This is a genomic window from Streptomyces sp. NPDC042002, assembly GCF_055588305.1.
In genome coordinates, this window is record NZ_JBVJCT010000010.1 from 20,502 (window position 1) to 41,388 (window position 20,887).

General features: G+C 69.8%; 24 protein-coding genes. 17 read left to right on the forward strand and 7 right to left on the reverse strand.

All coding sequences use genetic code 11. From position 1 onward, the window contains the following. Positions 1-254: 254 nt before the first annotated feature. Positions 255-1,166, reverse strand: a complete 912-nt coding sequence (locus tag ACZ6KY_RS17220; RefSeq protein WP_469311104.1) for a LysR family transcriptional regulator — start codon at positions 1,164-1,166, stop codon at positions 255-257. Positions 1,167-1,292: 126 nt separating this feature from the next. On the opposite strand from ACZ6KY_RS17220, the gene ACZ6KY_RS17225 reads away from it, so the two are divergent. The 10 genes from ACZ6KY_RS17225 to ACZ6KY_RS17270 all read left to right on the forward strand — a co-directional run bounded on the left by ACZ6KY_RS17225 (position 1,293) and on the right by ACZ6KY_RS17270 (position 9,941). Further along, the gene (locus ACZ6KY_RS17225) at positions 1,293-2,294 is read left to right on the forward strand and encodes a fumarylacetoacetate hydrolase family protein (protein ID WP_469311105.1); all 1,002 of its coding nucleotides are present in this window, start codon (positions 1,293-1,295) and stop codon (positions 2,292-2,294) included. Continuing rightward, the gene (locus ACZ6KY_RS17230; protein WP_326789530.1) at positions 2,291-3,256 is read left to right on the forward strand and encodes a cyclase family protein; all 966 of its coding nucleotides are present in this window, start codon (positions 2,291-2,293) and stop codon (positions 3,254-3,256) included. The genes ACZ6KY_RS17225 and ACZ6KY_RS17230 overlap by 4 nt, the downstream gene beginning before the upstream one ends. Positions 3,257-3,279: 23 nt before the next feature. Continuing rightward, positions 3,280-4,410 (forward strand): FAD-dependent oxidoreductase, encoded by a 1,131-nt coding sequence (locus tag ACZ6KY_RS17235; RefSeq protein WP_328455752.1) that lies wholly within the window; start codon positions 3,280-3,282, stop codon positions 4,408-4,410. Beyond that, positions 4,407-5,411, forward strand: coding sequence for an amidohydrolase family protein (locus ACZ6KY_RS17240; RefSeq protein ID WP_328455750.1), 1,005 nt, complete (start codon positions 4,407-4,409; stop codon positions 5,409-5,411). The genes ACZ6KY_RS17235 and ACZ6KY_RS17240 overlap by 4 nt, the downstream gene beginning before the upstream one ends. Before the next feature lie 12 nt (positions 5,412-5,423). After that, a complete protein-coding gene (locus ACZ6KY_RS17245; protein WP_328664952.1) occupies positions 5,424-6,362 on the forward strand; it encodes a VOC family protein in 939 nt (312 codons plus the stop codon). A gap of 91 nt (positions 6,363-6,453) precedes the next feature. Beyond that, the gene (locus tag ACZ6KY_RS17250) at positions 6,454-7,425 is read left to right on the forward strand and encodes a fumarylacetoacetate hydrolase family protein (RefSeq protein ID WP_469311106.1); all 972 of its coding nucleotides are present in this window, start codon (positions 6,454-6,456) and stop codon (positions 7,423-7,425) included. Next, positions 7,422-8,177, forward strand: a complete 756-nt coding sequence (locus ACZ6KY_RS17255) for an SDR family NAD(P)-dependent oxidoreductase (protein WP_469311107.1) — start codon at positions 7,422-7,424, stop codon at positions 8,175-8,177. The genes ACZ6KY_RS17250 and ACZ6KY_RS17255 overlap by 4 nt, the downstream gene beginning before the upstream one ends. Further along, positions 8,174-8,521, forward strand: coding sequence for an SDR family NAD(P)-dependent oxidoreductase (locus ACZ6KY_RS17260; RefSeq protein ID WP_469311108.1), 348 nt, complete (start codon positions 8,174-8,176; stop codon positions 8,519-8,521). Before ACZ6KY_RS17255 ends, ACZ6KY_RS17260 begins: the two co-directional genes overlap by 4 nt. 14 nt (positions 8,522-8,535) lie before the next feature. Continuing rightward, on the forward strand, positions 8,536-9,291 hold the full coding sequence (locus ACZ6KY_RS17265; RefSeq protein WP_469311109.1) for a CoA transferase subunit A: 756 nt from the start codon (positions 8,536-8,538) through the stop codon (positions 9,289-9,291). Then, entirely contained in the window at positions 9,291-9,941 is a 651-nt protein-coding gene (locus ACZ6KY_RS17270) for a CoA transferase subunit B (protein ID WP_326789523.1), read from the forward strand. Before ACZ6KY_RS17265 ends, ACZ6KY_RS17270 begins: the two co-directional genes overlap by 1 nt. A gap of 181 nt (positions 9,942-10,122) precedes the next feature. On the opposite strand, the gene ACZ6KY_RS17275 is transcribed toward ACZ6KY_RS17270, so the two are convergent. After that, entirely contained in the window at positions 10,123-10,707 is a 585-nt protein-coding gene (locus ACZ6KY_RS17275) for a TetR/AcrR family transcriptional regulator (RefSeq protein ID WP_266755509.1), read from the reverse strand. A 78-nt stretch (positions 10,708-10,785) separates the two neighbouring features. On the opposite strand from ACZ6KY_RS17275, the gene ACZ6KY_RS17280 reads away from it, so the two are divergent. From ACZ6KY_RS17280 to ACZ6KY_RS17290, 3 genes are all read left to right on the forward strand, one after another. Beyond that, complete coding sequence (locus ACZ6KY_RS17280; RefSeq protein ID WP_469311110.1) at positions 10,786-11,223, forward strand: tautomerase family protein; 438 nt, start codon at positions 10,786-10,788, stop codon at positions 11,221-11,223. Then, entirely contained in the window at positions 11,216-12,244 is a 1,029-nt protein-coding gene (locus ACZ6KY_RS17285; protein ID WP_469311111.1) for a zinc-dependent alcohol dehydrogenase, read from the forward strand. The genes ACZ6KY_RS17280 and ACZ6KY_RS17285 overlap by 8 nt, the downstream gene beginning before the upstream one ends. A 203-nt stretch (positions 12,245-12,447) precedes the next feature. Beyond that, positions 12,448-12,951 carry a hypothetical protein gene (locus ACZ6KY_RS17290; RefSeq protein ID WP_469311112.1) on the forward strand — a complete coding sequence of 168 codons (504 nt, stop codon included), beginning with the start codon at positions 12,448-12,450 and terminating at the stop codon, positions 12,949-12,951. Between the two features lie 303 nt (positions 12,952-13,254). Here ACZ6KY_RS17290 and ACZ6KY_RS17295 read toward each other — a convergent pair whose 3' ends face one another. Together ACZ6KY_RS17295 and ACZ6KY_RS17300 are read right to left on the reverse strand one after the other, a co-directional pair. Further along, complete coding sequence (locus tag ACZ6KY_RS17295) at positions 13,255-14,445, reverse strand: acyl-CoA dehydrogenase family protein (RefSeq protein WP_469311113.1); 1,191 nt, start codon at positions 14,443-14,445, stop codon at positions 13,255-13,257. 399 nt (positions 14,446-14,844) lie between these two features. After that, the gene (locus ACZ6KY_RS17300; protein WP_469311114.1) at positions 14,845-15,066 is read right to left on the reverse strand and encodes a CbtB domain-containing protein; all 222 of its coding nucleotides are present in this window, start codon (positions 15,064-15,066) and stop codon (positions 14,845-14,847) included. Positions 15,067-15,447: 381 nt separating this feature from the next. On the opposite strand from ACZ6KY_RS17300, the gene ACZ6KY_RS17305 reads away from it, so the two are divergent. Next, the gene (locus ACZ6KY_RS17305) at positions 15,448-16,032 is read left to right on the forward strand and encodes a histidine phosphatase family protein (RefSeq protein ID WP_469311115.1); all 585 of its coding nucleotides are present in this window, start codon (positions 15,448-15,450) and stop codon (positions 16,030-16,032) included. 152 nt (positions 16,033-16,184) lie between these two features. Here ACZ6KY_RS17305 and ACZ6KY_RS17310 read toward each other — a convergent pair whose 3' ends face one another. Both ACZ6KY_RS17310 and ACZ6KY_RS17315 read right to left on the reverse strand, forming a co-directional pair. Further along, positions 16,185-16,559, reverse strand: coding sequence for a four-helix bundle copper-binding protein (locus ACZ6KY_RS17310; RefSeq protein ID WP_469311116.1), 375 nt, complete (start codon positions 16,557-16,559; stop codon positions 16,185-16,187). Positions 16,560-16,610: 51 nt separating this feature from the next. Next, the gene (locus ACZ6KY_RS17315; protein WP_469311117.1) at positions 16,611-17,003 is read right to left on the reverse strand and encodes a nuclear transport factor 2 family protein; all 393 of its coding nucleotides are present in this window, start codon (positions 17,001-17,003) and stop codon (positions 16,611-16,613) included. 82 nt (positions 17,004-17,085) lie between these two features. On the opposite strand from ACZ6KY_RS17315, the gene ACZ6KY_RS17320 reads away from it, so the two are divergent. The 3 genes from ACZ6KY_RS17320 (at position 17,086) to ACZ6KY_RS17330 (ending at position 19,874) form a co-directional block, all read left to right on the forward strand. Further along, positions 17,086-17,649 (forward strand): PadR family transcriptional regulator, encoded by a 564-nt coding sequence (locus ACZ6KY_RS17320; RefSeq protein WP_469311118.1) that lies wholly within the window; start codon positions 17,086-17,088, stop codon positions 17,647-17,649. 225 nt (positions 17,650-17,874) lie between these two features. Beyond that, a complete protein-coding gene (locus ACZ6KY_RS17325) occupies positions 17,875-18,570 on the forward strand; it encodes a type 1 glutamine amidotransferase domain-containing protein (RefSeq protein WP_469311119.1) in 696 nt (231 codons plus the stop codon). Positions 18,571-18,713: 143 nt separating this feature from the next. Further along, entirely contained in the window at positions 18,714-19,874 is a 1,161-nt protein-coding gene (locus ACZ6KY_RS17330) for a Gfo/Idh/MocA family protein (RefSeq protein ID WP_469311120.1), read from the forward strand. A gap of 57 nt (positions 19,875-19,931) precedes the next feature. On the opposite strand, the gene ACZ6KY_RS17335 is transcribed toward ACZ6KY_RS17330, so the two are convergent. Beyond that, positions 19,932-20,816: a Cgl0159 family (beta/alpha)8-fold protein gene (locus ACZ6KY_RS17335; RefSeq protein ID WP_469311121.1), complete on the reverse strand. Its 885-nt coding sequence runs from the start codon at positions 20,814-20,816 to the stop codon at positions 19,932-19,934. Positions 20,817-20,887: the final 71 nt, after the last annotated feature.

Sequence of the window (20,887 nt, forward strand, 5' to 3'; positions counted from 1 at the left end):
GCACTCCGTGGGACGTGAGGAAGGGAGGAGCGCCGTGTAGCGGACCGGGCCGAATCGGCTGTGCAGGCGGCCCCCGCAGTCGGCTCACGGGCGCGGTGGTGTCCCACGACTATGCGTTCCGGGTCTCGGCCTGCCCACCCCTCACGTCATCCAAGTTGCCGATGCCTTCGATCCATCGTGTGGATAGTGATGTCGTTGGCTGCGTCGGGCTTCAGCGACTTCCCGCCCCGTGGCCGCTACAGCCGGCTCGCCGCTCAGCCCCGGGGGCCTAGACGGGCTCCGACGCGCGCGGCGGTCTCACGCAGCCAGATGTGTGCCGCGTCATGCGTGTGCACCGGGTGCCACCACAGTGCCTCTCTCAGCGGTACGGCTTCGTAGGGCGGCTCCACCACCTTGACGGCGGCGATGGGTTCCATCAACTGGGCCATACGCGCCTGAACCAGCGCGATGCGCCGGGTGCCTGCGACCAGCAGCGGCAGCGACTGGAAGCTGTCGACGGAGACTTCGACCCGCGGTTCGATCCCCAGCATGCCGAGCTGGCGTACCGCCGGGGCGTCGTACGTTCGCTGGTACGTCACCCAGGGAAGCCGGGCAAGGTCCTGGCGGGTGAGCCGGTCGTCGACGCTCGGGTGGTCCCGCGCGACGAGAAAGACCCAGCGGTCGTCATAGAGGTCGGTGGCGGGGAAGTCGCTGATGACGCCGTGCGGCATGAACAGACCGTCGCTGGCGCTCAGCAGGGTGGCGGTGTCGTCCACCACGGTCGTCGGGGTCTGGGAGAAGCGCAGCCGGATCCCGGGAGCCTCCTCATGGATCACGCGAGCCAGCTCGGTGCCGAAGATCGCCACGGCGTAGTCGGACGCCACCAGCTTGAATTCCCGGTTCTCCTTGACCGGGTCGAAGTAGGCCTGGCTGGCGAAGAGGCGTTCCAGCACGTCATAGGCGGTCGAGGTCCGGTCCAGAAGGACCTGCCCCAGCGCGGTCAGCTCGTAGTGGCCGCCGACGCGGGCGAGCAGGTCGTCGTCGAAGTGCCGGCGCAGCCGGGAGAGGGCAGCGCTCATCGCCGGCTGGCTGAGGCCGACACGCTGCCCGGCACGGGTGACGTTGCGCTCCTCCAGCAGGGCGCGCAGAGCGACGACGAGGTTGAGATCCAAGCGGGCCAGGTTCATGAAAGTCCCTCTACAAAGCGATGCCGACCCGGAGTAATCCATGACATGGATGCAGGTCATCCACAGAATCGATTTCCCTGATCGGTGGTGCGGGGTCCAGATTAGTCCCACCGCAATCAGGAGGACATGTCCGTGAAACCTGAATCCGCGTCCGCACTCTTCGCCGGACCTTTCGCCCTCGCGACTCTCTCGGCCCCCGACGGGCCCCGCTTCCCCGCTCTCGTCATGCCGGACGGCAACGCTCTCGACCTTCGGGCCGCACTGGGTGACGAACAGCTGACCGTGCTGAGCCTGCTGGATCGCTGGGACAAGGCCCTGCCACAGCTGCGTGCCCTGGCCGCCGACACCGGCGTCAGCCGCACGCCGATCACGGACTATCACGTCCATGCCCCGGTCGAACCGCGCCAGGTCTTCCAGTCGGGTGCGAACTACCGGCAGCACGTGATCGACCTGCACGTCGCCCACCGTGCCCCCGGCGATGACCGGTCCGAGGCCGAACGGCGAGCGGAAGCGGCCGAGATCATGGACCGGCGAGCTACCGAGGACCTGCCGTATGTGTTCATCGGCCTGCCCAGTGCGATCACGGGTCCCTACGACGACGTCGTGCTGCCCGCCTGGGCCGAGAAGCCGGACTGGGAACTGGAACTGGCGGTCGTGATCGGCCGCCCCGCGTACCAGGTGTCCGTCGCGGAGGCATCCGCGCACATCGCGGGCTACACGATCGCCAACGATCTGACCGACCGGTCGACCGTCTTCCGCAGGGACATGCCGCAGATCGGCACCGACTGGCTGCGCAGCAAGAACGCGCCCGGCTTCACGCCGCTCGGCCCGTGGATCGTGCCCGCCGAGTCCATCGCCGACCCTGACGACCTGCGGGTGACGCTGAAGCTCAACGGCGAAACCATGCAGGACGAGTCCACCAAGGACATGATCTTCAAGGTCGCGCGGATGGTGTCGTACGCCTCGCAGACGGCGCATCTCCTCCCGGGTGATCTTGTGCTCACGGGCAGCCCGGCCGGCAACGGCATGCACCGGGGCCGCCTCCTGCGTGACGGTGATGTGATGGAGGGCTCGGTCACCGGGCTCGGCGTCCAGAGCACCCGGTGTGTGGCGGAGGCGAAGGCATGACGGCCGTCGATCCCCGTGATCCGGAAGGCGCGATCGCGCTGGCGGCCAAGACGTACTCCAACTGGGGCCGCTGGGGCGAGGACGACCGGCTCGGCACACTGAACTTCCTGGACGAGGGGAAGCGCCGCGAAGGTGCCGGTCTCGTCCGGCGCGGGGCCAGCTTCTCCCTGTCGCAGTCCTTCGACATGAACGGCCCGCAGAAGGGCTGGCGGCGGCGCACCAACCCGGTGCACACCATGCTGGACACCGGCACCGACGCCGCGCTCGGCCACCAGGGCTTCCCGCACGGCATCGGCGGCGCCGACGACGTGATCGCCATGCCGCTCCAGTGCTCCACGCAATGGGACGGGCTCGGGCACATCTTCGATCACGGCAAGGCATGGAACGGTCGTGCGGCCGAGAAGGTCGTCACCTCCGACGGTGACCTGGTCACCGGCATCGAGCACATGGCTCCCCATGTCGCCGGACGCGGCGTGCTCCTGGACGTGGGACGGGTCGTGGGCACCGCCGGCGAGCTGCCCGACGGATTCGCCATCACCGAGGAGCACCTGGCCGCCACCGCGGAAGCTCACGGCGTGAGCGTGGGACGCGGTGACATCGTGCTGATACGCACCGGTCAACTGACCCGCGTACGCCGAGACGGGTGGGGCGACTACGCCGGCGGACCCGCGCCGGGGCTTTCCTTCACCACGGCCGGCTGGCTCCACGGCACCGAGATCGCGGCGATCGCCACGGACACCTGGGGCTTCGAGGTCCGTCCCAACGAGTTCGAGAACGCCTTCCAGCCCCTGCACCAGGTCGCGATACCCAATATCGGCCTCCTCATCGGTGAGATGTGGGACCTGGAAGCCCTGGCCGAGGACTGCGCGGCAGACGGGGTGTACGAGTTCCTGCTCGCCGCCGCGCCCCTGCGCATCACCGGCGCTGTCGGTTCCCCCGTCAACCCGATCGCGATCAAGTGACGCGCTCAGCAAGGGAGTCCTCCATGAGCACAGCCCGCACGGTCCTGGTGATCGGTGGTGGCGCTGCCGGAAACGCCATGACCATTCTGCTGCGCCGGGCCGGTCTGACCGTTGACCTGATCGAGGCGAGGGACGACTGGAACGCCACCGCCGGTTCAGGCATCACCCTGCAGGGCAACGCCTTGCGTGTGCTGCGCGAACTGGGCGTGTGGGAGGAGGTCAGCGCGTCCGGTTTCGGTTTCGGATCCGTCGGCATCACCGCTCCCGACGGAACGGTCCTGCATGTCGCACGCGACATTCGAACCGGCGGCGACGACCTGCCCGCCACCGTCGGCATGCAGCGCCCCCGGCTGCAGCGCATCCTGATCGACGCCGTCCGTGCCAGCGGCGCATCGGTGCGCCTCGGCACCCGGGTCGAGCAGTTGGAGCAGGACGGCACAGGGGTGAACGCGCGCTTCACCGACGGCAGCGAGGGCCGCTACGACCTGGTGATCGCCGCCGACGGACTGGGTTCCACCACCCGCGCGGCCATCGGGATCACCGCCAAGCCGGAACCCACCGGCATGGCCATCTGGCGCGTCGCCGTCCCCCGGCCGGCCGGCGTCACCCGCACGGATCTCGCCTACGGCGGTCCGGCCTACATCGCCGGTTACTGTCCGACGAGCGACACCACGATCTACGCCTACGTGGTCGAGGCCAATCGCGACCGGGCGTCGATCCCGCCGGAGTCCTACGCCGACGAGATGCGCGGCCTCGCCGCCGCCTACGGGGGATTCTGGCCGGAGATCACCGAGCACATCACCGATCCGGCGAAGGTCAACTACACCTGGTTCGACCGGATGCTGGTCGAGGGCTCCTGGCACCGGGGCCGTGTGGTCCTGGTCGGTGACGCCGCCCACTGCTGTCCGCCCACTCTCGCGCAGGGCGCCGCCCTGTCCCTGGAAGACGCGTGGGTGCTCTCGCGTCTGCTGACCAGCGCCGAGGTCTGGGACGACGCGCTCTTCCAGGCGTACTACGACCGGCGTATCACCCGCGTCCGTCCGGTGGTCGAGGCGTCCGTGCAGATCGGACAGTGGCAGCTCGACGGCGTACGCGACGCGGACGTACCCGGTCTGATGGGCCGCACGATGACGATGCTCCGGGAGCTGCCATGACCTCACCGACCGTCGACGTCCACGCTCACGTGCTGCTGCCCGAAGTCGAGTCCCTCGTCGACGGCCTGCCCGGACTGGCGATGGCGAGAGCGCTGGATGCCCGGCGCAACGGCCCCGCGGCCCTCGCGGTCAGCGGCCCCATGGTGCGCGAGCGCATTCCGCAGCTCACCGACCCGGCCGCACGGCTGGCCGCGATGGACGCACAGGGCGTGGACGTCCAACTCGTCAGCCCCTCACCCTCGCACTACCACTACTGGACGGACGAGGAGACAGCCGAGAAGCTGTACCGGCTGGCCAACGAGGCAACAGCCAGGCACTGTTCAGCCGCTCCGCACAGGCTGCGCGGCCTCGGGTTGGTACCGCTCCAGCACCCGGACCACACAGTGGGGGCGCTCGATCACGCGCTGGAGCAGGGTCTGGCCGGGGTGGAGATCTCGAGCCACGCTCCGGGCCTGGAACTGTCCGACCCGGCCTACGAGCCGTTCTGGTCGCGAGCGGAGGAGACCGGCGCCGTCATCTTCCTGCACCCCTTCGGATGCACGCTGGACGAGCGCCTGGACCAGTGGTACCTGTCCAACACCGTGGGCCAGCCCACGGAGAACGCCGTGGCACTGTCGCACCTGATCTTCTCGGGAGTGCTCGACCGTCACCCGGGGCTGAAGGTGATCGCCGCCCACGGCGGTGGCTATCTGCCGACTCACATCGGCCGCTCCGACCACGCCTGGTCCGCCCGCACCGACGCGGCTGCCGGCTGCGCTCATCCGCCCAGCAGCTATCTGAAGCGCCTGTACTTCGACTCGCTCGTCCACGACCCGTCCGTCCTGCGGGAGCTGATCCGGGTCGCCGGGCCCGACCGTGTCCTGCTCGGCTCCGACTTCCCCTTCGACATGGGCACGAAGGACCCCGTGGGCGCTCTGCGCGCCGCACGTGTCTCCGAGGCCGACTTCGAGGCCATCCGGGGCGGTACCGCCTCCGCCCTGCTCAACCTGACCCTGTCCTGAGGAGGAACCCTCATGAGCGCACGACTGCTCACCCATCTGCGGCACGTCGACCTGGCCGTGCCCGACTACGACAAGCAGCTCGACTTCTACGCGGGTGTCTGGGGTCTGACCAAGGTCGCCGAGGACTCCGGGATCTCCTTCCTCGCCGCCGAGGGCTCCCCCGAGCAGTACGTCATCAGGCTGCGCAAGGCCGAGGAGAAGCGCCTCGACCTCGTCTCCTATGGTGCCGCTTCGCCGGCTGACGTGGACACTCTCGCCGAACAACTCCTCTCCGGTGGCGTGCGGTTGATCACGCACCCGGGCAAGGTGGACACACCCGGCGGGGGTTACGGCTTCCGCTTCTTCGACGTGGACGGCCGGACCATCGAGGTCTCTGCCGACGTGGCGGTACGGCAGCACCGCAAGATCGAGGAGAAGGAGTCGATCCCGGTCAAGCTGTCCCACGTCGTGCTCAACTCCCCGGATCTGGACCGGACGAAGGAGTGGTACGAGCAGCACCTCGGCTTCCGGCTCTCCGACACCCTGAGCTCGCCGCACATGGGCGAGGTCATGCACTTCATGCGGATCTCCAACCAGCACCACTCGATGGCACTGGCGAAGGGACCGCACGCCTCCCTGCACCACGTGTCGTTCGAAATGCGCGGCATCGACGAGTACATGCGTGGCTCCGGCCGTGTGATCCGGGCCGGCTTCAAGAAGATCTGGGGCCCCGGCCGCCACATGGCCGGCGACAACACCTTCACGTACTTCCTCGACCCGCACGGCAACACCGTCGAGTACACGACCGAGCTGGAATGCCTGGACGAGGACACCTGGCACCCGCACGTCTACGACTTCTCCCAGCCCGAGGTCACCGACCAGTGGGGCACCGCCAACCCGATGAACGAGCTCGTCGCCAAGGAGTCCTTCAACGACCCCGACCGCGGCTGCTTCGTCGCCCCGCCGGTCTGATCCCTCTCCGAACTCCCGGGGCGCGGCAGCCTGTCACCTGCCCTGACACACGGCGCCGCGCCTCGGGCTCAGTCCCAGCCAGGAGCTGCTCATGCGCTTCGCCGCCTACGAACACCAGCATCAACCCCGCGTTGCCGTGGTCGACGCCGATGGCGTGCTGTATCCCGTGCCCGGCCTCCGCTCGTTGACCGAGGTCATCAGCGCCGGGGACGGTCTCCCCGCACTCCTCGATCTCGGTGCCGCCACCCTCGACGTCCCGGCCGGACCGCACGTCTCCCAGGTACGCCTGCTGCCACCCCTTCAGCCCGCCTCCGTGCGGGACTTCGTCACGTTCGAGGAGCATGTCGAGGGCGTACGCCGCTCGGTGGAGGGAACAGGCGGCGTGCCCGAACAGTGGTACACCGCGCCCACCTTCTACTTCACCAACCCGCACGCGATCTACGCGCCCGGCGACGACATTCCGATGCCGCCGGGCTCCGCAGTCCTGGACTTCGAGCTGGAGGTTGCCGCGGTCATCGGCCGCGAAGGCCGCGACCTCACTCCCGACCAGGCACGCGAGCACATCATCGGCTACACGGTCTTCAACGACTGGTCCGCACGGGACCTTCAGTCCGCCGAGATGAAGGTGGGTCTCGGCCCGTGCAAGGGAAAGGACACCGCCACCACCCTCGGCCCGTACCTGGTCACCGCCGACGAGCTCGAGCGGCATCGGGACGACGACGGCTTCCTCAGGCTGGCCCTCACTGCTGAAGTCAACGGCGAGGTCGTCGGCAGGGACCTGCTGTCCAACATGAGCTGGACGTTCGAGGAAATGGTCGCGTACGCCTCCCGCGGCACCCGGGTCGTCCCGGGCGACGTACTCGGCTCCGGCACCTGCGGAAACGGCGGCTGCCTGGCCGAACTGTGGGGCGTACGCGGAGAACAGACCCCGCCCCCGCTCAAACCGGGCGACACCGTCACGCTCACGGTCGAGGGCATCGGCACCGTGTCCAACACCGTCGCCCCCGGCCCTGAACTCATCGCCCTTCCCTTCGGCCGGCGCCGCTCCCGGGAGAGGCCGTGAGCGACCTGCACCCCAAAAGGCTGCTCGGCAAGGTCGTCGTGGTCACCGGAGCGGCCCGGGGCCAGGGGGCCGCCGAGGCCGAGGCACTGGTGCGGGAGGGAGCCCGCGTCATCGCCACCGACGTCGCATCCGCCGCGGGCTGTCGTCGCCTCGATGTCACCAGCGAGAAGGACTGGGCGGAACTGGCCGCCGAGCTCAAGGAGGCGTACGGGCAGGTACACGGCCTGGTGAACAACGCCGGCATCACCTGGCGGGCCCGCGTCGGCGACGTGCGCCCCAAAGACCTGGCACGTGTCCACACGGTCAACGTGGGCGGCCCGCTGCTCGGCATTCAGCACCTCGCCCCGCTCATGCCGCCCGGCTCATCGATCGTGAACGTCGGTTCCTCGGCGGCCCTCACCGCTCATTATCCGGTCGCCTACACGACCAGCAAATGGGCCCTGCGCGGCCTGTCGAAGACCGCGGCCACGGAACTCGGCCCGCGCGGCATCCGCGTCAACACGATCCACCCCGGCTACATCGAGACCGAGATGACCGCCTCCGCCGCGCCGGCCTTCCGTGAAGCCAACATCCGCGAGACCCCGCTCGGGCGCACGGGCACCGCGGCCGAGGTGGCCCCGCTGGTCGTCTTCCTCCTGTCGAACGAATCCTCCTTCATCACCGGCGCGGAGATCGCCGTCGACGGCGGCCTGACCGCGCACGGCGGCGTGAAGTCCGTGTCGGACGCCCTCCTTGGGGAGGCCGGCGCGTGAGGCGACTCGACGGCAAGGTGGCCTTGATCTCCGGGACCGCCAGCGGTCAGAGCCGGGCCGCAGCACTGCGTTTCGCGGCCGAGGGCGCGCTCGTCGTGGGAGGCGACCTGCTGCACGAGCAGGCACTCGAGACACAGCAGCTCATCGCCCGCGAAGGCGGGACCGTCCTGACCCCCGGCCCCCTGAACGTCACCGACGAGCAGTCCGTCTCCTCCTGGGTCCACGAAGCCGTGGACGCCTTCGGCGGCATCGACATCATCTACGCCGGAGCCGCCCGCATCACGGGAGCCAACCTCGTCGTCGACGGCGACTGCTCCGCCGTCCTGCCCGGCACGAGCCCCTGAAAGGACTCCTTCGCATGAACAAGGTCCGAGCGAGCGCCACTGAAGCGGTCGCCGACATACCCGACGGCGCCTCGCTGGCCGTCGGCGGCTTCGGACTCAGTGGCGTACCCGAAGCCCTCATCCGCGCCCTGCACGCGCACGGCACGAGCGGTCTGAAGGTCATCTCCAACAACTGCGGCGTCGACGACCGCGGCCTCGGCGTTCTCCTCGCCGCGAGCCGCATCAGCCGAGTCACCGGTTCCTATGTGGGTGAGAACAAGGAGTTCGCCCGGCAATACCTGTCCGGAGAACTCGAGGTCGAACTGGTGCCCCAGGGCACTCTGGCCGAGCGCCTGCGGGCCGGCGGCGCCGGTATTCCGGCCTTCTACACCCCAGCAGGTGTCGGTACGCAGGTCGCCCAGGGCGGACTGCCCTGGCGGTATGGGCCCGATGGCTCGGTCGCCGTGGCCTCCCCGCCCAAGGAGACCCGCGACTTCGGGGGCCGCACACACGTCCTGGAACACGGCATCATCACCGACTTCGCCCTCGTACGGGCCTGGCGCGGCGACCGCCACGGCAACCTCGTCTTCCGGAAAGCCTCAGCCAACTTCAACCCTCTGGCCGCAATGGCCGGCCGCATCACGATCGCCGAGGTCGAGGAACTCACCGAGCCGGGCGAGCTGCGCCCCGACGAAATCCACCTGCCCGGCATCTACGTCCAGCGGATCGTGGCGCTCACTGCCGAGGAAGCCGCCGACAAGAAGATCGAGAAGAGGACGGTACGTTCCTGATGGCCTGGACCCGCGACCAGATGGCCGCCCGCGCCGCCGCCGAACTCACCGACGGCTCCTACGTCAACCTGGGCATCGGCCTGCCGACGCTGATCCCCGGTCACCTGCCGGCCGGCGTGCATGTTGTCCTGCACTCCGAGAACGGCATCCTCGGTACGGGCCCCTACCCCACGGAAACGGAGGTCGATCCCGACCTCATCAACGCGGGCAAGGAGACCGTCACCGTCCTGCCCGGCGCAAGCTTCTTCGACTCCGCCCTCTCCTTCGGCATGATCCGAGGCGGCCACATCGACACAGCCGTGCTGGGTGCCATGCAGATCTCGGCGCGGGGCGACCTCGCCAACTGGATGATCCCCGGCAAGATGGTCAAGGGCATGGGCGGAGCCATGGACCTCGTCCACGGCGCCCGCCGGGTCATCGTCCTCATGGAACACACCGCCAAGGACGGCAGCCCCAAGATCCTCAAAGAATGCACCCTCCCGCTCACAGGAGAACAGTGCGTGCACCGCGTCATCACCGACCTCGGTGTCCTCGACATCACCCCAGACGGCCTCGCCCTCGTCGAAACCGCCCCCGGTGTCACGATCGAGGACATCACTGCCCGCACGAATGCTCCCCTCCGCGTGGACAGCACCACCGCTGTCTGCTGACCCGCGCCGCGTCGTCTCCATCGTCTCCTGGCTCCTGGCTCCTGGCTCCTGGCTCCTGGACGACGTCACGCCGTGAAATCACGGCGTTGTCAAAGTCCCCCACTCCTTCGTTCCTCCCGCCCGCCTTCCTGGTAGCGAGGGCCGACCCGGCGAAAGACCGGTCGGCCGGGCCCGGCTCGGCTCAGTCCCTGGTTGCGGTGGCGATGAGGGCCTGAAGCTGTTCGGCGGCCTGATCGAGGGGCTGAGTGCTGCGCTTGGCGCGGCACATCGCCACCGTCCCCTCGACGGCGGCGACGATGAGCGTGGCGAGCTGCGCAGCCTGCTCGGCCCCGGCGCCGTGCTCCCGCAGCGATGCGGCCAGCAAGCTCTCCCACTGCTCGAACACCTCAGCGGCGGCCACCAGGGCGGGCGGCACCTCGTCGGCCGGGGGCTCCTCGATGGCTACGGCCAGAACGGGGCAGCCGGCATGGAAGTCGCTCTCGACGACGATCCTCCGCCACAGGTCCAGAAACGCCCGCAGCCCCGCCGCCGGCCCGGGTTCCAGCTCCTTGCGCAGCCTCCGCGCGACCCACTCGCCCGTGAAGCGGACCGCCTCGGCGGCCAGTTGCTGCTTGCCCTCGGGGAAGTAGTGGTACGTCGAGCCGAGCGGCGCCTCGGCGTGCTTGGCCATCTCCCGGATGCTCGTCGCACTCAGGCCGCGCCGACTGATCATGTCCGCGGCACCGGCCACGATCCGCTCACGGGACGGCGTACCGCCTTTGGCCATCTCGCACTCCCCTCTCGCTATAACGACCGTCATAGCCTACCGTGACCCAGGTCTATAACGATCGTCATAGGAGCTGCCATGCCCATGATCCGGTTGACCGTGCCTGCCGGAGCCCTCACCAAAGAGGGCCGCACCACCGTTCAGCGCGACCTTGCGGCCGTGCTGCTGCGCTGGGAGGGCGCGCCCGACACCGCCTTCTTCCGCGCCCAGGCGTGGAGCTACCTCGTCGAGCTGCCCGAACGCACCCAAGGGACCGCCGAGGACGACGCTCCCCGCTTCCTGGTGGAGGTGACGGTGCCGCGGGGGGCGTTGTCCGAGCGGCGCAAAGCCAGCCTGGTCCAGGACGCGACGAAGACCGTTCTGTCAGCCGCCGGCCTCTCCCCCGACGACGCGCTGCGAGTGTGGGTGCTCGTGCATGAGCAGCAGGACGGAACCTGGGGAGCGGGCGGCTCCGTCATCCGCTACGCCGACTTGGTCGCTCTGGCGCGGCAGAACAAGGAGCAGGCGGATGCGTGAGCTGACATACGTCGCCCGCCGCACGGTCGAATGGCGCGAGGCCCCGGACCCCGAGCTCCAGTCCGACCAGGAGGCGATCGTCGCGCCGATCGCCGCGACCTCCTGCGACGTGGACTCGGCAATCTTGGCCGGGCACGGCTTCATCGATCCGCCGTTCGCCCTCGGCCACGAGTGCATCGCCCGCGTCACCGACATCGGCGACGCGGTGACCACCGTGGCCCCCGGCGACCTCGTCGTCGTACCCTGGTCCATCAGCTGCGGCACCTGCGACCACTGCCGCAACGGACTCACCGCCCACTGCACCTCGGTCCCGCACATGGCCATGTACGGCGCGCCGATCGGCGGCAACTGGGGCGGCCTCTTCTCCGACCTGGTCCGCGTCCCGTACGCGGACGCCATGCTGGTGCCCCTGCCCGTCGGTCTCGACCCGGTCGCGATGGCCTCGGCGAGCGACAACTGGTCGCTGTCCTGGCGCCTGGTCGCGCCCCACCTCAAGGCCCGCCCCGGCGCCCGGGTCCTGGTCGTCGCCCGTGGGAGCATCGGCCTGTACGTCTGCGACATCGCCCGCGCCCTCGGCGCCTCCGACGTTCTCTACGTCGACCCCGACGCGGAGCACCGCAAGCTCGCCGAGGGCTTCGGCGCCCGCACCGCCGAATCGATCGAAGCGATCCGCCACGGCTTCGACCTCGCGGTCGAGGCAACCGGGCGCGTCGACCAGCTCACCCTCGCCGTCAAGTCACTCGCGCCCGAAGGCATCTGCGAATCAGCCGGCAACCACTTCCGCCCCGGTGAACTGCCACTCCTCGACATGTACCTCACCGGCGTCACCCTGCGCATCGCCCGCGACAACGTTCGCGCCCACATCCCCGACGCCCTCGACCTCGCCGCCTCCGGCACCGTCGACCCCGCCCGAGTCGTCTCCCACGTCCTCGACTGGGAACAACTCCCCGACGCCCTGCCCGAGAAGCACCTCAAGCCCGTCTTCGTCCGCCACTCCACCCCGCCCCAGGCTGCACCCTGACCACGGCACGGCGGCCCGCAACCACACATACAGAGACACCTGATGAACTCGTCCCTCACCGTCACAAGCGGCACCCCGCGAGGGGAGTTCAAAGCCAGGGTCGAACGTTTTACAGTCCCCCGCGCCGCCTCTATCCGGCTCGTGAGACTCATCATCGGCGCCTCCTGGCCCCGATGCGCCGAGGTCCTCGACCTGATCCTAAGATGGCCGCCAAGCTCCTATCCGGCCTCGCCAAGCGCTTCGACCCTATTAACCTGTGGCCTGAGTTCGACCGACGAGTCGACCAGATCGCAGACCACCTTGATGTCACCGAGGACCGGATCAATTATGCGAACCGCCGCCAGCGCCTGGCCGAGTGCCGCATGGCGAGTGAAGAGTGGCGCCTCCTGACTGCTGGCATCCCGCGCCTTCGCAGACTTCACGAGCGGGGCGACTCTGGGATTGGATCCGCCCTCGCATGGAGCAGAGCCACTCAGGGCGAACCTGTCCACAGCCCCGTCATCTGCGAATCCGAGCGCAACGGCGATGACGTCACCTCGCTCACCAGGGAACTCTCCGTTCTCCAGAGAGACGACTTGCGCGGTGCCCGGCTCCATCTCCGTAGACGTCTCGACGTCTACGCGGCGCATCTGGCGAGCACCTGCGACCGTGAGGCCAGCCTCCAAGTCCGCATCGACGACATCCTGTCCAGGTCGACCTCAGCATGAGGATCACAGGCCTCACGCTGGGGGACGAAGCAGCGCGCAGCTCTGCTGGCGCGGACGCCTGAGACTCAACACGACTCGGGACAACCTGCGACCAGAATCTGCACCTCCGCGTCTCCATACGTACGGTCATCGAGTAGGAGACATGGACGCACAGCACGCCCGACCCTCACCAGCCGTGAGAAAGCGGCAGGTCAGCCGCCTGAAATAGTCTGCAAGCCAGGCCCGCCACCCTCCGGTCCGCGCCCTCGGTCCGGTGCCAACTATCCCTCTTTTGTGCCAACTATAAATCTTTGTCACATCGCGCTAGCGCCGCACCCGGGGCATCCCCAGTCCGATCCACGAGATGATCTCCCGCTGGATCTCGTTGTTGCCGCCGCCGAAGGTGAAGATCACGGCCGATCGGTAGCCGCGTTCGAGTTCGCCGCGCAGGACCGCGCCGGCGGAGCCTTCCTTGAGGACACCGGGGGCCGCGACGATCTCCATCAGCCAGGCGTACGCGTCCCGGCGCGCCTCGGAGCCGTACACCTTGACGGCGGAGGCGTCCTGCGGGGTGAGCGTGCCCTCCTGGACGGCGTTCACCATCCGCCAGTTGAGGAGCTTCATGGCGTCCAGCTTGGTGTGTGTGCGGGCGAGGAGGCGGCGCACCCAGGGGAGGTCGACGACGCGGCGGCCGTCGGCGAGTTTGGTCTCCATCGCCCAGCGCTGGACGTCGTGCAGGGCGCGGATGGCCATGGTGCCGTGCGCCGCGAGGGTGACGCGCTCGTGGTTGAGCTGGTTGGTGATCAGCCGCCAGCCCTTGTTCTCCTCGCCGACCCTGCGCGTGGCGGGGACGCGGATGTTCTCGTAGTAGCTCGCGGTGGTGTCGTGCGAGGCGAGCGTGTTGATGATGGTGCACGAATAGCCGGGATCGGAGGTCGGCACGAGGAGCATGGTGATGCCCTTGTGGGGCGGGGCGTCCGGATCGGTACGGACCGCGAGCCACACCCAGTCGGCCGTGTCGCCGTTGGTCGTCCAGATCTTCTGGCCGTTGACCGTGTAGTGGCCGGTCTCCTCGTCGCCTTCCCGTACGGCCTTGGTCCTGAGCGCGGCGAGGTCCGTCCCGGCGTCGGGCTCGCTGTAGCCGATCGCGAAGTCGAGTTCGCCGGAGAGGACCTTCGGCAGGAAGTACGACTTCTGCTCCTCCGTACCGAACCGCATGATCGTCGGTCCGACGGTGTTGAGGGCCATCAGCGGCAGCGGTACCCCCGCCTGGGCCGCCTCGTCGAAGAAGACGAACTGCTCCATCGGGCTCAGGCCCCGGCCGCCGTACTCCTCGGGCCAGCCGACCCCGAGCCAGCCGTCCGCGCCGAGCCGCCGGATCGTCTCGCGGTAGAAGCGCTTCTGCGCCGCCGGATCGCCGTAGCGCGCGTAGGCGTTGTCCGGTACCAACTCGGCGAAGTAGACCCGCAGTTCGGTCCGCAACCGCTGCTGCTCCGGCGTGTATTCGAGATGCACGGCGCCTCCTGCCCTCCCGAGCCCGACCTGACGGCGCACACCGTAGAACGTGTTCCAGAAATTGGGAATGCCGATGACGTGGGCGCCGGGTCCCCGATGTGGGCGAGGGCGCCTGCCTACGCACAGTGGGGGGGGGGGGGGGGGGGGGGGGGGGGGGGGGGGGGGGGGGGGGGGGGGGGGGGGGGGGGGGGGGGTGAGGGGGGGGGGGGGGACGCCCTCCCCCCCGCCTTTCTCCCCCACCCCCCACACCAGCCCTTGTTGGCTGCACAGACACCAACCCCCCCCCCCCCCCCCCCCTCTCCCCCCCCCCCCCCCCCCCCCCCCCCCCCCCCCCCCCTGTGCCCGGGCCGGGTTTCCGGCCGTCGCGGAATATCGTGGCTCGTACGTTCCCCGTCGCCGTCAGTGGCAGGGGAAACCGAGCAGATGGCGGGCGTCGTGGACCCATTCGTGGACGTTCTCGCCGGACACGACGGAGGTGGCGCCCTGTTCGGCGCCGACGAAGTAGAGCAGGACCAGCATCAGGATGCCGAAGAAGACCGCCCAGGGGACGATCGCGCCGATCGGCAGCTTGGCGGGAACGGCGGTGGGGGTGACGGTCGGCTGGACGACGGACTGCGCCATGCGGCAGAACCTCCTGGGGAACTCGCGTCCCATCTCGGTGGTGCACAGGACGACAGCCACGGGTCTGACTTGGCCCGACTCCACCGCCCCTGGCCGGAGCGACAAGTGCTGGGCTTACAGTGGCGCGACCGTGCCGGATTTCCACCGGGCTTCCGCCGAACCGTCGTCAATATCCACGTGACCGTACCGCGAAGCCGGTTCCCGGCCAAGGGCGCACATCCCTCACCATGTGCGCCCCACGCGCCGGGAAGCACGGCAACCGCCCTGCCGGACCAGGGGTTTGGCTCCGGACACGGTCCGCAACACGCGGTCCCCAACACACGAGCCCGGCGTATGAGCCCGGCCCCCGACGCGTAAGAGTGAACGCATGAGAGTGATGGCATGACCAGCCGAGTGATCTTGATCTCCGCGGCGATCAGTGAGGCGCTGCGCGAGGCCCGCTTCGACGACGGCAGCCCAGTCGACGCCGCGGGCCTGCGGGCCGCCCGGACGGCGGTCGACGCGGGTGCGGTTCCGGCCGGTGGCCGGCTGTGGGTCTCCCCCACCGTGAGATGCCGGCAGACCGCGGAGGCGCTCGGGCTCGACGGCGCCCTTGAGGCACCGGAGTTGGCCGGTCTGGACGTGGGCCGCTGGCGCGGGGCGACATTGGCCGAGGTGAGCGCGAAGGAGCCGGAGGCGGTGGCGCGTTGGCTCGCCGATCCCGGGTCGGCGCCGCACGACGGGGAGTCGGTGCGGGCGTTCTGCGACCGGGTGACGGAACGCCTCGACGCGGCGGGCGAGTTCGACGGCCGTACCGTCGCGGTGGTGGAGCCCGAGGTCGTACGGGCCCTGGTGGTACGGGTGCTGGGGGCGCCGGAGTCGGCGTTCTGGCGCGTGGACGTGCCGCCGCTCACCGTCACGGAGTTGAGCGGGCGCGCGGGGCGCTGGAACCTCCGCGCAGGACGCCCACTCGCCGAACCGGCCTGATCGGGGCGGCCGTTGCCATCACAACGGACTCCGACCCGGGCGGCCTGCGCCCTCATCCCGGCGTCCTGCCGCGGGCTGCCCTCGCCCTCACCGCAGGCCTTGACCGGTATGCCTTCGAACTCACCCCGGGCTGAACCGGATTGCCCTCGGACTCACCTCAGCGTGGCGATGAAGTCCGCGCACGCCTGGGCGCATTCACGGCAGGTCTTCGCGGCGGCCTCCGCGCCGGGGCATTCGTCGAAGGCGCCGGCGCACTCCAGGCAGACGTCACGGCACCACTCCAGCTGGACGCGGATACCCCTCTCGTCCTGCCCCAGTTGGCGGGACAGCACAAGGCAAGTCGCCTCGCACGCCTCGGCGCACAGGACGCCGGCGCGCCGTGCGGCTTCCTGGTTCTTCGGCCCGTCGGGATCCAGGAGGCTCGCGCGCAGCGCACAGGTCCGGGCACACTCGGTGCAGGCCTGGGCGCAGGCGAAGCGGTCCTCCAGGAACCGGAAGAGCTCCTGCTGCGATGTCGTCGTCGTCACAACAGGCGGGTAGCCGGAGGAAGTCGGTTCAAACAGCGCGGGGCAGGAACCTCACGCGCCGGCCGCCTCCTTGGAGATCTGCGCGAACTGCGCGCCCATCGCCTCGGAGAGCGCCTGCGCCGCCGTCAACGGACGCACCATCACGGTGAATTCGTCGATGCGTCCGTTCTCGTCGAAGTGCAGGAAGTCGCAGCCGTTGATCTCCTTGTCCCCCACCTTGGCCGTGAAGACCAGCGCGTGGTCACGGCCGTCGGCACCGGCGATCTCACGGACGTAGCGGAAGTCGCTGAAGACACGCCAGACACCGCGCAGGATGGCCGCGGTGATCGCCTTGCCCGGGTAGGGCTTGAAGGCGACGGGGCTGGTGAACACGACGTCGTCGGCCAGCAGCTCCTCGACCGCGCCGAGGTCTCCGGCCTCCACGGCCTTGCGGAAGGAGTTCATTGCGCCCGCCCTTCTTACTCAACTAATTGATTAGGTGCGGATGAGATTAGTCCGGAGACCGCATGCCGTCTAGCCTTGCAGGATGGCATTGCGCAACGCGGTACTGGCCGCGCTCCTGGAGGGCGAGGCGTCGGGCTACGACCTGGCCAAGGGGTTCGACGCCTCGGTGGCCAACTTCTGGATGGCGACCCCGCAGCAGCTCTACCGGGAACTCGACCGGATGGAGTCCGAGGGGCTCATCGAGGCCCGGCTCGTGCGGCAGGAACGCCGGCCCAACAAACGGGTGTTCTCGCTGACCGCGGCGGGTCTCGGCGCCCTGTCCGCCTTCACCGCCGGGCCCGCCAGGCCCACGGCGATCCGCGACGAGCTGATGGTCAAGGTGTACGCCCTCGACGAGGGGGACGCCGACGCCGTCCGGACGGCGATCGCCGAGCGGCTGGAGGGCGCTCGCGCCAAACTGGCGCACTACGACCGGATCGGGGCCCGCCTGCTCGACGGGCGCACCGAGGACGAGTACCTCGCCGGCGCCGAGCGCGTCGGACCGTATCTCACTCTCCTGGGGGGACGCGCCTTCGAGCGGGCGATCATCGAGTGGGCGGAGCGGGCACTGCTTGTCCTGGAACAGCGCGCGTCCGTCGCCCGCTAGGCGGTCGGGGCTTCCGGGGCTTCCGGGCATCGTCCCGGTCGACGGGTGTGCGCGTGGTCCCACCGGGTACCCCAGGACCGCGCGGGTTCCCTGTTGGTCACCCGCGTCCCGCCCGCATACGGTCGAGTACATCGCCGCCCTGCCGGTCCACGTACGGAACGTCAGCGGCGTACGACCGGAATCCGCTCCAGGCCGTCAGGGCCCGCACCCTCGGAGAATCACACCATGTCGAAGATCCTTTTCGTGTTGACCGGCGCCGACCACTGGACGCTCGCCGACGGCACGCAGCATCCGACCGGCTTCTGGGCCGAGGAGGCCGCCGCCCCGTACGAGGTCTTCAAGGAGGCCGGGCACGATGTCGTCGTCGCCACTCCGGGCGGGGTCGTGCCGACCGTGGACCAGGGGAGCCTGGCGCCCGAGTTCAACGGTGGCCAGGAAGGCGCCGACGAGGTCGAGCGCACCCTCGCGTCCATGGCGGAGCTGCGGCAGCCGCTCAAGCTGGCCGAGGTGAACCTCGACGACTACGCCGCCGTCTTCTACCCGGGCGGGCACGGCCCGATGGAGGACCTCTCGGCCGACACCGAGTCCGGCCGGCTGCTCACCCGCACGCTGGAGTCGGGCAAGCCGCTCGGCGTGGTGTGCCACGGTCCGGCGGCGCTGCTGGCCGCCACCCGGGAGGACGGCACCAACTCCTTCGCGGGCTACCGGGTCTCGGCGTTCACGAACGTCGAGGAGACCCAGGCCGGTTTCGCCGACAAGGCCGAGTGGCTGCTCCAGGACCGGCTCGTCGCGGCGGGAGTCGACTTCCAGGAGGGCGAGCCGTGGGTCCCGAAGGTGGTCGTCGACCGCAACCTCGTCACCGGCCAGAACCCGGCCTCCGCGGCCCCGCTCGCGGCGGAGCTGCTGAAGAAACTGGCCTGAGCGGCGGCGCGCGCCCCGCTTGCGCACAGGCCTGGAGCGCGCCCGACGGCGGCCGGGCTCTCGGCGGACTGCTGGGCACGTGGACGGGATTGGGCTTCACTGAGAGGCGGGAGTTCGTCGGACCGGTCCGAGGAAGGACAGTCATGGTGCGTGCGCTCGGTGTCGCCGTCGTGGGGTTCGGCTGGATGGGGCGGGTGCACACCCAGGCGTACGCCCGCGTGCTCCACCACTTCCCGCACCTCGCCCTGCGTCCCGAACCGGTCGCCGTCGCCGACGAGGTACCGGGCCGGGCCGAGGAGGCCGCCGCGCGGTACGGCTTCGCCACGGCCCTGCGCGACTGGCGGGACATCACCGCCGATCCGCGCGTCGAGGCCGTGAGCATCACCGCGCCGAACTTCCTGCACCGTGAGATCGGTGTGGCCATGGCCGAGGCCGGCAAGCACATCTGGATCGAGAAGCCGGTTGGCCTGACCGTCGACGACGCCCGAGCCGTGTCGGACGCGGTGGCCAAGGCCGGAGTCCGGGGCACTGTCGGCTTCAACTACCGCAACGCTCCCGCCGTCGTGGCCGCGCGCGAACTGGTCGCCTCCGGTGGCATCGGTGACGTCACCCACGTACGCATCCGCCTCTTCAGCGACTACGCGGCCCATCCGGAGGGCGCGCTGACCTGGCGCTACGAGCGGGAGCGGGGCGGCAGCGGGGTCCTCGGCGACCTGGCCTCGCACGGCGTCGACCTGGCCCGTTTCCTGCTGGGCGAGATCGAGGCGCTGGCGGCGGACACCGCGGTCTTCGTGCCGCTGCGGGCCCGGCCGGACGGCGCGACCGCGGGTCACACACGCGCGACGGGCGGCGAGCCGGCGCCCGTGGAGAACGAGGACTACGTCAACTGCCTGCTGCGCTTCACCTCCGGTGCGCGCGGCGTCCTGGAGGCGTGCCGGGTCTCGGTGGGCGAGCAGAACAACTACGGGTTCGAGATCCACGGCACCAAGGGCGCGGTGTTCTGGGACTTCCGCCGGATGGGCGAACTCGGGGTCAGCCGGGGCACGGCGTACCAGGACCAGCCGGTCAGCACCGTGTACGTCGGTCCGGGGGCCGGGGACTACGCCGCCTTCCAGCCGGGCGCGGCGAACAGCATGGGCTACGACGACCTCAAGGTCGTCGAGGCGCACACCTTCCTTCGGTCCATCGCCGACAACAGGCCGTACGGCGCGACGCCGGTCGACGCGGTCCGCAGCGCGACCGCCCTGGACGCGATGGCGCGCTCCGCGGAGTCGGGCGCGTGGGTGACGATCGGCGCGGAGTGATCCCCGGGACCCTTCCCGGGATCGCCGCCGCCGTGCGGGGCGTGTCCGGATACGAGGTCAGAGGAGGGCGACGGCCGTGTCCACCGCCGTCTCCACCGTGCCGTCGGCCGGGTAGAGAAGCGAGCGGCCGACGACCATGCCCTGGACGGTGGGCAGCCGGAGGGCCTTGCGCCATCTCTCGTACGTGACCTCCTGGTCCGTGCCCACCTCTCCGCCGAGCAGTACGGCGGGCAGGGTGGAGGTCTCGAGGACCTCGGTCATGTCGTCGGGGTCACTGGTGACGGGCAGTTTGAGCCAGGTGTACGCGGAGGTTCCGCCGAGACCCGAGGCGATGGCGATGGACCGGGTGACCGCGTCGGCGCTCAGGTCGTTGCGGACCGCGCCGGTGCTTTTCTCCCGGTGGGATATGAACGGCTCGACGAACAGGGGCAGTCGGCGTGCCGCCATGGCGTCGACGGCGCGGGCACCGGCCTCCAGAGTCGTCAGCGAGCCGGGGTCGTCGTAGTCGATACGCAACAGGAGCTTCCCGGCGTCGAAGCGGAACCGCTCGATGTCCTCGGCGCGGTGGCCGGTGAAGCGGTCGTCCATCTCGAAGGAGGCGCCCGCGAGTCCGCCGCGGTTCATGGAGCCCATCACGACCTTCTCCTCCAGGACGCCGAGCAGCAGCAGGTCCTCCAGGATGTCGGCGGTCGCGAGCACCCCGTCGACGCCGGGCCGGGACAGCGCCACGCAGAGGCGTTCGAGGAGGTCGGCGCGGTTGGCCATGGCGAGCCGGTGGCCGCCGACGCCGAGCGCGCCGCGTGCCGGGTGGTCGGCGGCCACGATCATCAGACGGCCGCTGTCGCCGATCAGCGGGCGGCGGACCCGGCGGGCGGCCGCCTCGGCGATGGCCTCCGGGTGCCGGGCGCGCACGGTGACCAGATCGGGGATGCTGATGCTCAAGTCGGGCTCCGTTCGGGGGTGTTGTCGGTCGGCCCGGTCAAGTGCGCGGAGGTACGGCGGACTCGGACATG